Source organism: Streptomyces sp. R11, from assembly GCF_041051905.1.
Lineage (GTDB): Bacteria > Actinomycetota > Actinomycetes > Streptomycetales > Streptomycetaceae > Streptomyces.
The window spans coordinates 3,805,017-3,819,233 of sequence record NZ_CP163432.1; the positions used below are offsets into that span (position 1 = coordinate 3,805,017).

Genomic DNA, 14,217 nt, shown 5'->3' on the forward strand with positions numbered 1-14,217 from the left:
CGGAACACCCTCGGGCGAGAAGCTCCCGGAGCCTCTTTACACCGGCCATCTGAACATGTTCAAGGGGTTGTTCACCCCTCGGAAGGGTCAACCGACACCGATCTGTGGTCCGACAGGGCCGAATTCCTTGTGAAGAACTTCACGAACTTTCTCGGACGCGCGCTCGTGGCGGGTCGACGAGGGCCCCGAAAGCCCCCTTGGAGGCGCTCATACGCTAGCCGACCTGCTCAACCGAAGCTACCCATCAGTAGCGAATCGAGACCCGGCCCACCCCCGTACGGCAAATCTGAGGGACCGTCACCCGGTCGGCCACACTCCGCGCGAAATTGATCAGAAGGCCACATAACGTGCAGCCATGATCACCTCACAGAAGGCGCCCCTGCGGGCTGCCAAGCGAATAGTCTCGGTCGGCGCTGCCCTCGGCATCGCCCTTGCATTGGGGACGGCTGCCGCATCCACTGCGGTAGCGACGCCCGCCGCCACGAACGCCTCTGCCGTACAGTCCAGTCCGGCCCACGGCGGCCATGGCGACGACGGAGGGTGCAGCGGCCTCCTCGTTCTCCTCTGCAACTGACGGACAGCCCGCACGGGCTTTGAGGCAACGGCCCCGGTCCCTCTTCACGAGGTACCGGGGCCGTTCCGCGGCTTCGCGCATCCGCGGGTGCACCACGGCTCAGTGGCTGCGCCCGCCCTACCGGGCCGCCGCCGCCACCTTGAAGGCGATGCCGTCGAGGATGTCGTGCTCGCTGACGACGACCTCCTCGGCGCCGATCCGTTCCATGATCGCCAGCAGCACCAGCGCGCCCGCCGCGATGACGTCAACTCGCCCCGGGTGCATGGACGGTACGGCGGCGCGCTCGGCGTGGGTGGAGCGCAGGAGCCAGTCGGTGATCTCGCGGACCCGCTCGTGGCCGATCCGGGAGTGGTGGATGCGGGCCGAGTCGTACTCGGGCAGGTCCTGCGCGATCGCCGACACCGTGGTGACCGAACCGGCAAGCCCCACCAGCGTCCTGGCCTCGCGCAGCGGCACCGTCTCCTCGGCGAGGTCGAGGGCCGCCTCGATGTCGGCCCGCATCGCCGCGATCTGCTCCTCGGAGGGCGGGTCGGAGACGACACCGTCGCGGACCAGATGGCGCTCGGTCATCCGCACGCAGCCGACGTCCACGGAGCGTGCCGCGCGGACGTGCTCCTCGCCGACCACGAACTCGGTCGACCCGCCGCCGATGTCCACGACGAGGTAGGGCCGGTGCAGGTCCTCGCGCCCCACGAGTTCCTTCGTGGCGCCCGTGAAGGAGAACTCGGCCTCCTGGTCCCCGGTGACGACCTCGGGCTCGACGCCCAGGATGTCCATGACCCCGCTCACGAACTCGTCCCGGTTCTCGGCGTCCCGGGAGGCGGACGTGGCGACGAACCGCAGCCGCTCTGCGCCGTGCTCCTTGATGATCGCCGCGTAGTCACGGCAGGCGGCGAAGGTCCGCTCCAGCGCCTCGGGCGCGAGCCGCCCCGTGCGGTCGACGCCCTGGCCGAGCCGCACGATGGTCATACGGCGGTCCAGGTCGACGAGTTCCCCGGTGTTCGGGTCGACGTCGGCCACGAGGAGCCGGATGGAGTTCGTACCGCAGTCGATGGCGGCGACGCGGGTCACTGGCCGCCCTCCTCGGACTTCTCAGGGAGCGTCACGCACGCGCCCTTGCTCCACCACTCCGGCAGCATCGCGATCGCCTCGTCGCCCAGCGGGTTCACCCCCGGCCCCGCGGCCAGCGAGTGCGCGACCAGCACATGCAGGCACTTCACCCGGTCCGGCATGCCACCCGCGCTCGGAAAGCCCGTCAGCTCCTCGATCTCGTCGCGCCGCCGGATGTAGTCCTCATGCGCCGAGCGATATGCGGCGGCCAGCTCCGGGTCGGACTCCAGCCGCGCCGTCATCTCCTTCATCACGCCGTTCGCCTCCAGCGTGCCGATCGCCGACGACGCCTTCGGGCACGTCAGGTAGTACAGCGTCGGGAAGGGCGTGCCGTCGGGCAGCCGCGGGGCCGTCTCGACGACGTCCGGCTGCCCGCACGGGCACCGGTGCGCGATCGCGCGCAGCCCGCGCGGGGGACGCCCGAGCTGCTGCTTGAAGGCCTCGACGTCCGCGTCGGTGGGCTCGGTGCGCGGGGTGGGCGGCGGGGCGGTTTCCATGCCTGTCTTTCTGTCTGTTCTCGTCGGCGGTCTGTCGACCGGTCCGGACGATCGGTTCACTGGCGGGACGCGTCGGCCTTGTCGACCCCGTCCCAGATGTTCGCGTACCAGGGGCGGTCGGCCGCGCCCAACTCGGCGCGCGACTGCTTGGCCGCGTCCGGGTCGATCACGACGTATCCGGTCTCCCCCGGCATCACATAGTGCAGCCGCAGCCGGATCTGCTGCTCGGCGTAGGCGTCGTCCTGCCAGCGTGCCTTGACGTCGCGCAGTTCCTCGACCCGCCGGGCGGCCTCTTCCTTCTCCCGCTGCATGTCGGCGATCTCGGCGCGCTGGGAGACGTACTGCCTTATCGGGTAGGCGAGCGCCACGACCATGGAGCAGACGACCAGCGCGAGCAGCGCGGCGCGTCCGGTGAGCCTGGAGCGCCGGGCCTGCCGCTTGGTCTGGGAGCGGTAGACACGGGCCGCCGTCTGCTCGCCGAGCAACCGGATCCTGGTCGCGGTGGAGAACCGGTCCCGATCCTTGACGGCCATGTCCCGCCTCCCGTTTCACATGCGTACGTCCCCGCACACGGTACGGGACCGAGTACGGGGACGTACGTACGACTGGCTAAGGCTCACCCAAGGTTGGGTTCGGCCCGGTCAGCCCTTGAAGCGCGGGAACGCGCTGCGGCCGGCGTACACCGCCGCGTCGTCGAGGATCTCCTCGATGCGCAGCAGCTGGTTGTACTTGGCGACGCGCTCGGAGCGGGCCGGGGCGCCGGTCTTGATCTGGCCGCAGTTGGTGGCGACGGCCAGGTCGGCGATGGTGACGTCCTCGGTCTCGCCGGAGCGGTGGGACATCATGCACTTGAAGCCGCTGCGCTGGGCCAGCTCGACGGCGTCCAGCGTCTCGGTGAGCGAGCCGATCTGGTTCACCTTCACCAGCAGGGCGTTGGCCGCGCCCTCGTCGATGCCGCGGGCCAGGCGCTCGGGGTTGGTGACGAACAGGTCGTCGCCGACGAGCTGGACCTTGTCACCGAGCTTGTCGGTGATGGTCTTCCAGCCGTCCCAGTCGTCCTCGAACAGCGGGTCCTCGATGGAGACGAGCGGGTACGCGTCGACGAGCTCCGCGTAGTACTCGGTCATCTCGGCGGCCGAGCGGTCCTTGCCCTCGAAGGTGTAGACGCCGTCCTTGTAGAACTCGGACGCGGCGACGTCGAGCGCGAGGGCGATCTGCTCGCCGGGGGTGTAGCCGGCCTCCTTGATCGCCTCAAGGATGAGGTCGAGGGCCTCGCGGTTGGAGCCGAGGTTCGGGGCGAAGCCGCCCTCGTCGCCGAGTCCGGTGGCCAGGCCCTTGCTCTTCAGGACCTTCTTCAGCGTGTGGTAGACCTCGGCGCCCCAGCGCAGGGCCTCGGAGAAGGACTCCGCGCCGATCGGGGCGATCATGAACTCCTGGATGTCCACGTTGGAGTCGGCGTGCGAGCCGCCGTTCAGGATGTTCATCATCGGCACCGGCAGCAGGTGCGCGTTCGGGCCGCCCAGGTAGCGGAACAGCGGGAGGTCGCTGGCCTCGGACGCGGCGTGGGCGACGGCGAGCGAGACTCCGAGGATGGCGTTGGCGCCGAGGGAGCCCTTGTTGTCGGTGGCGTCCAGGTCGAACATCGCCTGGTCGATCAGGCGCTGCTCGGTGGCGTCGTAGCCGACCAGCTCCGGGCCGATCTGCTCGATGACGGCGAGGACGGCCTTCTCCACGCCCTTGCCGAGGTAGCGGTTCGAGTCGCCGTCGCGGAGCTCGATGGCCTCGAAGGCGCCCGTCGAAGCGCCGGACGGAACGGCGGCACGACCCGTGCTGCCGTCGTCGAGGCCGACCTCGACCTCGACCGTGGGATTGCCTCGGGAGTCCAGGATTTCCCGGGCTACGACGACGTCGATGGACGGCACGAGTATCTCCTTCTTGGGATGTGAAGCACTGTGTCGCTGGTGGTGCGGGGCTGTGAGCCTTGCGACTAGAGCCTAACCGCCCCGGGGACATCGGCAGCCGACCGACCGTCCCGTGGACAGGACCGAACCGTACCCATTGTTTCCTACCGGAACAAAGGGCGGGTGACTTACAGGGAAAGAAAAAGCCCCGCCCCGGTGCGTACGGGGGAACACGCACCGGGGCGGGGAGCCCGTGGGGGACGGGGGTGACCCTCACGAGGTCTTCATGATGAGTTCCACGGATGTGAGGGCTCTGCGGTTCAGCTTGTGGCCGCGTATTACTTCAGGTGCAGCTGCTGACCCGGGTAGATCAGGTCGGCGTCCTCGACGATGTCCTTGTTCAGCTGGAACAGCTTCTCCCAGCCGCCCTTGACCTTCTTCTTCTCGGCGATCGAGCTGAGGGTCTCGCCCTTGGCGACCTTGTACTCGCCGTCGCCCTTCTTGACCTTCTTGCCGGTCGGGGTGGTGACGGTCTTGGTCGACTTCTTCTCGGCCGCCGGACGCTCGGCGGAGCGGGAGGCCGGCTGCTCCTCGGTGGCGCGAGGGGCGTCCTCGGTGCTCTGCGAGGAGCCGGAGCCGTTGTACGCGGCGCTCGACAGGCCGGTGCCGCAGTGCGGCCAGGCACCCTTGCCCTGGCCCGCGAGAACCTTCTCGGCGATCTCGATCTGCTGGGCCTTGGTGGCCTTGTCGGCGGTGGAGGCGTACGCCGTGCCGCCGTACGCGGCCCAGGTGGAGGCGGAGAACTGCAGGCCGCCGTAGTAGCCGTTGCCGGTGTTGATCGACCAGTTGCCGCCGGCCTCGCACTGGGCGACGGCGTCCCACTCGGAGGCGGTGGCGGCGGAGGCGCTGCCGGCCGCCATCAGCGGGGCGGCGACGGCGGCGGCGCCGGCGACGCCGACGACGGCTATGGCGCGGGCGGCCTTGGACGGACGACGGTGCTTGCCCTTGCTGGAAAACAGCATGGTTGGATCCCCTCACCGACGCCTGCGAGGTGAGCTGTCGGGTTCGGGCCGGTTGAGTTGCCCGGCCGCGCTCGTCCGCCTTTCGGCTCGCGTTGCGCGGCTTCACCCCAAGCCGACTCCGGCGTGCGGCCCCGAAAGGCCTCAACTGCCGGACCCGGCGCTTACCTTGGGTCCCCCGCTCCTGCCTACGGCGCTTGACGCGACGACTGTTCCCGTGCGGCCGCTGGCAGGATTCGGCGTTGCGGCAGCCGGGGCTCGTGGTGACGAGCGATCACGACCGTAGACACCCGATTCCCGGAATTACAAAGACGATCAGGGCTTCTGAGATCTATCTCTCACTGCATTTAAAACGGACATTCAGGTGCGAAAGGTGACGCGAACTCCCGCTGTTTTTCGCCCCGTTCGGCCCTTATTCGACGGGGACGTCCAGGGTCTGACCGGGGGCGATGTCGTTCGCGTCGGCACCGATGGCGCCCTTGTTCGCGTCGTACAGCGCCCGCCACCCGCCGTCGAGGTCAAGGGAGTCGGCGATGGAGGCCAGAGTGTCGCCGGCCCGGACCTTGTACGAGGCATGGCGACCGGAGGGCTCGGCGGCCGGGTCGGCAGCCTCACTCTCGTCGGCACTGGACCCGCGGTGACGCCCGGAGCCGGCCGCCTCGCCGGTGAGCGTACTGGTGTCGACGAGGCTCCAGGCGCCCACATCTTGCACCCAGTTGTCCTGATTGTCCCCGTCCGGGGTCTCCACGGGGGAGCTGTCGGGCGACTGTGAGGCCTTGGCGTCAGGTGACGCGTCAGGCTTCGCCGAGCTGTCCGCCTTGGCCGACGAGGAAGGGGAGGAAGAGGGAGAAGAGGATGAATCCCGGGGCGATTCGGACGAAGCACTGGGGGATTCACTCGACGAGCTCGATGAACTCGACGGTCCATCGGTCGAGTCCGACGAGTTCGAGGAACCCGAGGAGTCAGACGAATTGGATGAACTCGACGAGCCGGACGAATCGAGCAAGCCGGAGGATCCGGACACCTCGGAGGGTGAGTCGTCCCCCACTCCGGTGTCGAGGTCGACCAAGCCGTTCTTCGGGGTGAGCCCGTTGAGCACCGCACAGGTACCCCAGGGCTTGGTTCCCTGGTCGGCGAGGATCTCCTGCGCCACGGCGATCTGCTGGGAACGGCTCGCCAGGTCGGGGCGCGGGGCGTAGTCGAGGCCGCCGTACTGCTCCCAGTCGCCCTGGGTCAGTTGCAGGCCGCCGTAGCGCCCGTCGCCCTCGTCCGTGCTCCAGGAGCCGCCGCTCTCGCACTCGGCCACCTTGTCCCACACGGTGCCGTCGGCGGCGCTCGCGCTCGCGGCGCCGAGCAGCGGGATGGCGATGGCGGACCCGGTCACTCCGGCCGCGACGAGGAGAGCCGGAGCCTGACGGGGGCGACGGTGACGACCGTTCCCGGAGAGCATGCGGGGACCTTTCACGAGGCAGCAGTGAGCGCGGCGCGTGAAACCTGGCGCCGTCGTTGATCCGTGAACGTATAGGCAGACGATCACTTGTCACAAGTTAATGCCGCGTAGATCACGTGAAGATCACAGACTTGAGCGCGTGTCACGTTTGACTAGGTGGACGCACTCACCTAACTGGTGTGAAATCCACCGGAAGTGTGCGCAGCCCTCGCATGATGAGACCTCCGCGCCACCTCAACTCCCCCGGGTCCACGGCGAGTCGGAGATCCGGGAGACGGGTGAGGAGGGTGGCGAGGGCGGTCTGGCCCTCCAGTCGGGCCAACGGGGCGCCGAGGCAGTAGTGGATGCCGTGGCCGTAGCCGAGGTGCTGGTTGTCGCGGCGGCCGAGGTCGAGGACGTCGGGGTCGGCGAACCGCTCCGGGTCCCGGTCGGCGGCGGCCAGGACGACGAGAACGGGGTCGCCGGCCGCGATTTCCTGCCCGCCGATGGTGAGCGGCTCGGTGGCGAAGCGCCAGGTGGCGAGCTCGACGGGGCCGTCGTAGCGCAGGAGTTCCTCCACGCCGGTTTCGAGGAGGCCGGTCTCCTCGGCAGCCAGGGACGTCTGCAGCCGGGCGCGCTGCTCGGGGTGGGTGAGCAGCGCGTAGACGCCGTTGCCGATCAGATTCACGGTCGTCTCAAAACCGGCAAAAAGGAGGATAAAGGCCATCGCCGCGGCCTCGTTCTCGGTGAGGTGCTCTCCGTGGTCGGAGGCCCGGATGAGACCGGAGATGAGGTCCTCCCCGGGCGTGGGCTCCTCGGGCAGGGCTTCCCGCTTGCGGTGGATGAGGTCGGCCAGATAGCCCCGCATCTTCTTCACCGACCGCGCGACACCGCCGCGAGGGCCGCCCTGGTGACGGATCATCATGCCCGCCCAGTCCCGGAAGTCGTCCTGGTCCTCGCGGGGGACGCCGAGCAGGTCGCAGATGGCGTAGATGGGGAGCGGGAAGGCGAACTCGTGGATGAGGTCGGCGCTCCCCTTCGCCGCGAACTGGTCGATCAGACGGTCCGTCAGCTCCTGCACCCGAGGCTCGAACTCGGCGACCCTGCGGGGCGTGAAGGCCTTGGAGACGAGCCTGCGCAGCCTGGTGTGGTCCGGCGGGTCGATGTTGAGCAGATGCGTCATGAGCTCGGCCTTGCGCTCACCGGGGATGCCGGTCTTGCCCTTGGCGTGCGCGGGCTCGTCGTGGTGGGCCGGGTTCTTGGAGAGCCGGTTGTCGGCGAGGGTCTGCTTGGCATCGGCGTACCGGGTGACCAGCCAGGCCTCCACGCCGCTGGGCAGCCGGGTCCGGTGGACCGGGGCGTGCTCGCGGAGCCAGGCGTAGGCGGGGTACGGGTCGGTCGCGAACTCCCAGGTGAAGAGGTCGGGGGGTTCGGGGGGTCCGGAGGTGGTGCCGGTGGGGGTGGGCTGGTTGGTGGGCTGGTTGGTCACTCCCTGACGGTATCCGTTGCCGGCGCGGCTCCCGCGCCCTGATCCGGCCCCCTCCCCCTCCCTTACCGGCCCCCTCTGCCTATCAAGGGGACACCCCCTCAGCAGCCCGCACCGCGTCCCGGTAGGTCCGAGCCGCGACTCTCAGGGCCGCCTCCGGGTCCACCCCGGCGGCCTCCGCGCGGACCGCCATCGCGAGGAGCTCGTAGCCGAGGCCGTCCCCCGTCGGCAGCGGCACCTCCAGGCCCGCCGTACGCACCCGCGACGCCAGCTTCGCGGCCAGTGCCAGGCCCGGCTGTCCCAGCGGGATTCCGTCGGTCACCGACTCGCGCTGCTTCTCCGCCGCCTTCGTGCGCAGCCAGTGCTCCTTGACCTCCTCGGGGGTCGTCGCCGTCTCGTCGCCGAAGACGTGCGGGTGGCGGTGGATGAGCTTGGTGACGATGCCGCCGGCCACGTCGTCGATGGAGAAGGGGGACTCCGGGTCCTCCTCGGCTATACGGGAGTGGAAGACGACCTGCAGCAGGACGTCGCCCAGTTCCTCGCGGAGTTCGTCGCGGTCGCCGTCCTCGATCGCCTCGACGAGTTCGTAGGCCTCCTCGATGCCGTACTTCGCCAGGCCCTTGTGGGTCTGCTGGGAGGACCACGGGCACTCGACGCGGATCCGGTCCATGACCTGGACCAGGTCGAGGAGTCGGGCGCCGGGCAGGTCGTAGGAGGCGGGGAGCAGTTCCAGTTCCGGCATGCTGACACGTCCGGAGCCCGCGAGGCGTGCCAGGCCGTCCGTCAGGGCCGGCTCGCCCTCGCCCGTCGCCACGACCACGACCGTGCGGCCGCCGGCGCACGCGTCGATCAGCTGCTCGGCGGTCGGGGCGTTCTCGTCGACCGCTATGCCTGCCTCGCGCAGATACGGCAGCTGGGGGTGCGCGCCGTCCGCGCACAGCACACGGTCGGCCGCGTGCAGCGCCTGCCAGGCGGGCCAGGACAGCAGGCCGGGCGCGACACGGTGGCTGGTGGTGAGCAGGACGATGCGGCCGGGGGCGGCTTCGGGACTGGTTGCGTTCACGATCCGAACGTAACCCACCTCGCCGACGGCCCCCGAGTTGTCCACAGGCAAGTTGTCCACAGGGTGGGGAGGCCAGGTGGGTCCGCCCTCGCCTGTTCACGGGGGCGGCTGTGGCGGCTGCCCCCTCGCCTGTTCACCTGGGGGCGGCTGCCCCTTCCGCTACGCCGTCTCCTGCGTACCCGTCGCCGTCACCTCGCGCACCCACGGCGTCTTCGCGTCCGCCCGGCCGCTCTTTTGGACGTCCCAGGTGCCGTAGCGCGGATTGAGGTCGATGTCGAGCTTCTTGGACGCCTCGGCCAGGGCGTTCCAGAAGGCGGGCTTGCCGGTGTCGGTGCCGAGGGAGGTGGCGAGTTTCTCCGCTTCCAGCTGGAGGCGGAGGTTCTCGTCGAGGCGCTGCGGCGGGATGCCGTACTGCTGGAGCCAGGCCGTCTCCAGCGCCTTGGCGCCACCGACCTGCTTCTCCAGGCCGCCGCGCATCTCCTGGAGCTCCTTGCGGGTGACGGTCACGCCCGCGTCCTGGGCGGCCCGGTGCAGCACCTGGTCGAGAACCATGGTGTGCAGGACGTCCCGCGGAAGGGTCCCGGACTTGGCGATGACCTGCGCGTACTGGGCGTCGTCGGGGACGGCCTCGCGCTGTGCGGCGCGTACCTCGCCGACCCGGTTCTCCAGCTGCGCGACGGTGATCCGCTGGCCGCCGACGACGGCCGCCGCACCGGGATGCGCGTCGCTTCCGCAGGCGGTCAGCAGGGGCGCCGCGGCGATCGCGGCGGAGAGAAGGAGCGCGGTACGACGGCGGCGGTGCAAGGAGACCTCCTGAGGGAGCTTGTGCGGCGGTGCACAAAGTCTTGCGGTGATCGATGGTAGGCAGTGGGCAAGCTCTGGCCAACCCATTCGACCAACGATTCGCCAGGACTTCGGGCACCGAAGCACCCCCGCCCGGCCCACTTGCGCCGGGCAGCCACGCAGCCGAGCAGCCGGGCGGGAACCAGGCCCTGTCGTTTGGATCATCTCGGCGTCGCGGGCCCTGGCACGCACATCTGCCGCGTTGCCGTCGGTCACCGACGCTCCGCGTCGACAGGAACCGACCCTCACAGCCGAGCTGATCCAAACGACAGGGCCTAGCCGCGCACCTGCCCCAGCCACTGCAAGGTCCGTCGTACCTCCGTCGCGAGCGGGTGGCCGGGGCCGTGCAGGCGTTCCACGTCGTGCAGCAGGCGGGCCAGGGTGTCGTGGGCGGCGGGACGGTCGCCGAGGGCGAGCAGAAGGTGGCCGATGCGGCGGCGGACGTCGTGGGCGAGCTGGGGGTCGCCGGAGACGTACTGGTTCTCGTAGTAAGGCAGCAGGCGGCGGTACTCGGCGAGCGCGGCCGCCGGTTCGCCGAGCTGTTCCAGGCACTGGGCGGCGTCGTAGCGGAAGCGCAGGGACTGCGGGTCGGCCTGACCGGCCTCGGCAGCGCGCTCGTCGGCGAGGCGGCGCAGCTCGGGCAGCGCGCGCCGGTACTGGCCGTCGTCCATGAGCGTGGCCGCGTACTGCTTGCGCAGGCTGCGCACGACCGGGGAATGCTCGCCGTGCTGTTCGGCGGCGGCCGGCAGGATCGAGCCGAGGATGTCGACGGCCTGGGTGATACGGCCCTCGCCGAGGAGGCGCTTGACCTCGTCGACGGCGCGCGCGACGTCCGGCTTGTCGGTGGCGGGCGGGCCGGGTGTGGCCGGGGCGGGCTGCGGCGCGGGGGTGCGGGCGCGGTCCGGCCAGGGTGCGTGCGGGCGCAGGAAGGGGCGCGTGGGGTCGAGGGGCGAGCCGGTGGGCATCCCGCGCGCGGGCAGGAGCGGCGCCAGATCCTCGTACACCTCCTGGGCGGAGGCGGGGCGCTGCTGCGGGTCCTTCGTGAGCAGGCGCAGGACCAGGGCCTCGAGTGCCTCGGGGACCTCGGGGCGGATCCGGCGCACGGGCAGCGGCGGCTCGTACAGGTGCCGGTGCAGCACGCCGAGCGCGGTCGAGCCGGAGAACGGCACGTCGCCGCTGAGGAGTTCGTGCAGGACCACGCCGAGCGCGTACAGGTCGGTGTACGGGCCGACCGCGCCGCCCATCGCCTGCTCGGGGGCCATGTAGGCGGGCGAGCCGATGGGGGTGCCGGTGTGGGTGAGGCGGGTGGTGTCGGCGTCCATCACGGAGGCGACGCCGAGGTCGAGGACGGTGACCGTGCCGTCCTGCTTCACCATCACGTTGCGCGGCTTGAGGTCGCGGTGGACGATCGGCACGGCGTGCACGGCGCTCAGTACGGCGCACAGTTGCGCGGCGACCGCCACGGCCCACTGCCAGGGGTAGGGGTCGTGCTCGGCGAGATGGCCGGCCAGGTCGACGCCGTCGACGTACTGCATGACGAGGAACAGCTCCTCGCCCGCGCTGCCCGCGTCGTGCACGGTGACCAGCCCGGGGTGGTCGACCTGCGCGGTGACCCGGCACTCGCGCTCGAACCGGCGGCGCAGTTCGCCCGCCTCCTGCCCGGCCACCTTGTCGGGGCGCAGCAGCTTCACGGCCACGCGCCGGTCGAGCCGCTGGTCGTACGCCGTCCAGACCTGTCCCATGCCGCCCTGTCCGATGAGCGTGGACAGTTCATAGCGGTCGGCGACGACACGTCCTGTCGTCACGGTCACCTGTCGCCCTCGGGGTCGCCGTCCTGGCGGCCGTCGTGCTTGCGCAGGTAGTCACTGAGCTCGTCGAGCTCGGCGCGCACCTGGTCGATGCGTGCGGGCGCGGGGCGCTGCGGGGGCGGCGGGACGGGGGTCCGGGGCATCGGCGTCTGGGATGTCGGGGTCTGGGGGCCCGGTGCCTGGGGTATCGGAGTCCCGGGTATCGGCGCCGACTGCGACACCGTCGTGGCGGTGTACGGCGACCCGGCCTGCGGATAGCCGTAGGACTGGCCCGGGACGGAGGGCCGCTGGGCGCCGTAGCCCGGGAAGCGGAGCTGGTGGAAGTGGCGTATGTCCGCGGAGAGGTAGTACGCGATCGCGGCCACGAGGCCGCCCAGGAGGAGGGCTAGGCCCAACCAACCGCCCGCGGTGTGGATCTCGTCGCCGGGCTCGGAGCCGATCATGTACAGGCCGAGGAACTCCACCACGATCGAGGCCGCGAACAGGGCCCAGTCGAGGGGCTTGCGGGTCACGATGGCCAGCCGCAGCATCATCGTCCACGTCAGCAGGCCGAAGCTCAGCACGGAGATCACGACGAACAGCAGGCGCAGGAAGACCAGCCACCCGGTGGGCGGCGGCTGCTTCACCGGCTGCGTGTAGCCGTGGCCTTGCATGGCTGCTCCTGTTGCCTGAAGTGGGCGTACGGACGGCCGGTCCTGCCCGGTGCGGGGCAACCTCGGTCGTGCGATTGTCGCTTCGAGCGTATAGGCCGACACCGACATACGGTCACCGGTTGTACCGAACCGTTGCCGAGCTGATCACTTCGTATAACGGCGGAGGTCGCGGAGGCCTCGCTTCCGCGTCACAGCGGGTGTCGCATCCACACGTTGGGCTCGACATACACCGCGCAGTCCCGCTCCGGCTCGCACCGCACCGGCACCAGCGCGCCCGGCACCTCGATGTCGCCCGCCGTGTCGAAGGGCAGTCCGGTCCAGCGGCGCCACTGCTCCAGGGAGCCGGCGACGGTCATGGAGACCGGCGCGATGGAGTCGATGGTGGCGCCGGCGCGGGCATGGACGCGCAGCCACGGGTCGTGCGGCAGGCCGTCGGGGCGTACGCGGTGGGCGTACTCCTCGATGGGGGTGTGCGGTTCGAGGTGCTTGGCGCTGGGGCGGACCGGGGCGACGACCTCGCTGAAGCCGTGGGCCCGGGCGTTGTCGCGCATCGCGGAGAGCATCCGGGCGGACAGACCGCTGCCCTGGGCGTGCGGGGCGACGACGACGGAGGTGGCGCTGACCGTGTCGGGGCGGACGCCGGCGCGCAGGTCGGCGAAGGCCCACACGAGCACCTCGTCCCAGCCTCGGGCGGGCAGCCGGCCACGGCCCTCGGTGGCGAGGGCGAACGGGACGCTGAAGGCGTGGGCGACGACCTCGCCGCGCTCGTCCTCGGCGAACAGCGCGTACTGCGGGAGTTCGCGCGGGATCCGGCCGTAGTGGGCGCTGCCCACCAGGTCCTGGGTCGTGAACTTGTGCCAGGTGTCCGGCATTTCCATGACCCGTTCGAGCATCTCGGGGCGCTCTGCGAGGCTCGATACCTTCAGCTCCATGCCGGTCACCGTAGGCGTAACCGGCCGCACCGGGAAGCTGTTTTCGGGGGCGCGGACCAGGGTGTCAGCCGCCGCACTGGCGGAGCATCATCTCCTTGTCGGCGGCCGTCACCGGAAGTTCGTACTTCAGCGAGACCTGGGCGAAACGCACCGCGTACGAGCAGCGGATCCGCTTGTTCGGGGGCAGCCAGGACGCGGGGCCGGAGTCGCCCTTGGAGCTGTTGGTCGGGCCGTCGACCGGTATGAGGTTGAGGGGGTCGTTGGCGATGTCCTGGCGCTTGCCCTTGGGCCAACGGGCGGCGCCCATCTGCCAGTCGTACGACAGCGGCATGACGTGGTCGATCTGTACGGTCGTGGCGCGGGACTTGGCCCACTCGATCGTCCGGCCCGTGTACGGGTCGTGCAGGGTCATGGAGGCCACGACACAGTCGGAGCCGGAGCGGTGACGGACGTCCTCACCGTCGCGCTTGAGCAGGTCGTTTCGGGTGTCGCAACCGTTGCGGGAGAACGGGACGCCGCCCGGGGCCGAGTCCATCCAGGCGTAACCGAACTCGTCGCGGTCGTAGCCCGTCTTCGGGCCGCGGCCCTTGGTCGCCACCTTCTCGATCAGGACCCGCGCCTCGGCCCGGTCGGCGTCCGAGGTGAGGGGCGCGAGGCCCGCCTTCGTGCCGTCCGGGTTGTCCAGTGGGCTCACTGCCCGGCCGCTGCCCGCGGCCGGGGCGGAGCCGGAGGGCTCCTCGTCCACGCGCAGATCGACGTTCTCGCACCCCGCCAGTACCAGCACCATGCCGAGCACCGCCGCGGCGCCGGCCGCCCCGCCCCTTCGACGCATCACGATGCGTCCCCTCCCTTGCCGCCCGTTGAGCCCGTTCCGCCCCGCACAGGCGGCATTCCCCGGTACA

General features: G+C 70.4%; 13 protein-coding genes and 1 riboswitch. All 13 genes read right to left on the bottom strand.

Annotated features, from left to right (window positions below; all coding sequences use genetic code 11):
* Positions 1 to 691 precede the first annotated feature (691 nt).
* On the bottom strand, positions 692 to 1,645 hold the full coding sequence (locus AB5J55_RS17235) for an exopolyphosphatase (RefSeq protein ID WP_369271532.1): 954 nt from the start codon (positions 1,643 to 1,645) through the stop codon (positions 692 to 694).
* Positions 1,642 to 2,181 carry a DUF501 domain-containing protein gene (locus AB5J55_RS17240; protein ID WP_369271533.1) on the bottom strand — a complete coding sequence of 180 codons (540 nt, stop codon included), beginning with the start codon at positions 2,179 to 2,181 and terminating at the stop codon, positions 1,642 to 1,644. The genes AB5J55_RS17235 and AB5J55_RS17240 overlap by 4 nt, the downstream gene beginning before the upstream one ends.
* 56 nt (positions 2,182 to 2,237) lie before the next feature.
* Positions 2,238 to 2,714 carry a septum formation initiator family protein gene (locus AB5J55_RS17245; protein ID WP_369271534.1) on the bottom strand — a complete coding sequence of 159 codons (477 nt, stop codon included), beginning with the start codon at positions 2,712 to 2,714 and terminating at the stop codon, positions 2,238 to 2,240.
* Between the two features lie 108 nt (positions 2,715 to 2,822).
* The gene (eno, locus tag AB5J55_RS17250; RefSeq protein WP_369271535.1) at positions 2,823 to 4,103 is read right to left on the bottom strand and encodes a phosphopyruvate hydratase; all 1,281 of its coding nucleotides are present in this window, start codon (positions 4,101 to 4,103) and stop codon (positions 2,823 to 2,825) included.
* Positions 4,104 to 4,420: 317 nt separating this feature from the next.
* Positions 4,421 to 5,104: a transglycosylase family protein gene (locus tag AB5J55_RS17255; protein ID WP_369271536.1), complete on the bottom strand. Its 684-nt coding sequence runs from the start codon at positions 5,102 to 5,104 to the stop codon at positions 4,421 to 4,423.
* A 4-nt stretch (positions 5,105 to 5,108) separates the two neighbouring features.
* A riboswitch (cyclic di-AMP (ydaO/yuaA leader) is annotated at positions 5,109 to 5,307 on the bottom strand.
* Positions 5,308 to 5,513: 206 nt separating this feature from the next.
* Entirely contained in the window at positions 5,514 to 6,551 is a 1,038-nt protein-coding gene (locus AB5J55_RS17260) for a transglycosylase family protein (protein WP_369271537.1), read from the bottom strand.
* Between the two features lie 166 nt (positions 6,552 to 6,717).
* Positions 6,718 to 8,019 carry a cytochrome P450 gene (locus AB5J55_RS17265; protein WP_369271538.1) on the bottom strand — a complete coding sequence of 434 codons (1,302 nt, stop codon included), beginning with the start codon at positions 8,017 to 8,019 and terminating at the stop codon, positions 6,718 to 6,720.
* An 82-nt stretch (positions 8,020 to 8,101) separates the two neighbouring features.
* The gene (locus tag AB5J55_RS17270) at positions 8,102 to 9,079 is read right to left on the bottom strand and encodes a nucleoside triphosphate pyrophosphohydrolase (protein WP_369271539.1); all 978 of its coding nucleotides are present in this window, start codon (positions 9,077 to 9,079) and stop codon (positions 8,102 to 8,104) included.
* Between the two features lie 159 nt (positions 9,080 to 9,238).
* Positions 9,239 to 9,883, bottom strand: a complete 645-nt coding sequence (locus tag AB5J55_RS17275) for a SurA N-terminal domain-containing protein (RefSeq protein ID WP_369271540.1) — start codon at positions 9,881 to 9,883, stop codon at positions 9,239 to 9,241.
* A gap of 314 nt (positions 9,884 to 10,197) precedes the next feature.
* Entirely contained in the window at positions 10,198 to 11,691 is a 1,494-nt protein-coding gene (locus tag AB5J55_RS17280; protein WP_369276215.1) for a protein kinase, read from the bottom strand.
* Between the two features lie 38 nt (positions 11,692 to 11,729).
* Positions 11,730 to 12,383 carry a hypothetical protein gene (locus AB5J55_RS17285; protein WP_369271541.1) on the bottom strand — a complete coding sequence of 218 codons (654 nt, stop codon included), beginning with the start codon at positions 12,381 to 12,383 and terminating at the stop codon, positions 11,730 to 11,732.
* Positions 12,384 to 12,571: 188 nt separating this feature from the next.
* Positions 12,572 to 13,315 (bottom strand): N-acetyltransferase, encoded by a 744-nt coding sequence (locus AB5J55_RS17290; protein WP_369271542.1) that lies wholly within the window; start codon positions 13,313 to 13,315, stop codon positions 12,572 to 12,574.
* Between the two features lie 64 nt (positions 13,316 to 13,379).
* Complete coding sequence (locus AB5J55_RS17295; RefSeq protein WP_369276216.1) at positions 13,380 to 14,147, bottom strand: HNH endonuclease family protein; 768 nt, start codon at positions 14,145 to 14,147, stop codon at positions 13,380 to 13,382.
* Between the last annotated feature and the right edge of the window lie 70 nt (positions 14,148 to 14,217).

Bases quoted from the DNA above. Each gene is read 5' to 3' on its own strand.
- AB5J55_RS17240 (WP_369271533.1), bottom strand. From the start codon at position 2,181: ATGGAAACCGCCCCGCCGCCCACCCCGCGCACCGAGCCCACCGACGCG.
- AB5J55_RS17245 (WP_369271534.1), bottom strand. From the start codon at position 2,714: ATGGCCGTCAAGGATCGGGACCGGTTCTCCACCGCGACCAGGATCCGG.
- AB5J55_RS17255 (WP_369271536.1), bottom strand. From the start codon at position 5,104: ATGCTGTTTTCCAGCAAGGGCAAGCACCGTCGTCCGTCCAAGGCCGCC.
- AB5J55_RS17260 (WP_369271537.1), bottom strand. From the start codon at position 6,551: ATGCTCTCCGGGAACGGTCGTCACCGTCGCCCCCGTCAGGCTCCGGCT.
- AB5J55_RS17285 (WP_369271541.1), bottom strand. From the start codon at position 12,383: ATGCAAGGCCACGGCTACACGCAGCCGGTGAAGCAGCCGCCGCCCACC.
- AB5J55_RS17290 (WP_369271542.1), bottom strand. From the start codon at position 13,315: ATGGAGCTGAAGGTATCGAGCCTCGCAGAGCGCCCCGAGATGCTCGAA.
- AB5J55_RS17295 (WP_369276216.1), bottom strand. From the start codon at position 14,147: ATGCGTCGAAGGGGCGGGGCGGCCGGCGCCGCGGCGGTGCTCGGCATG.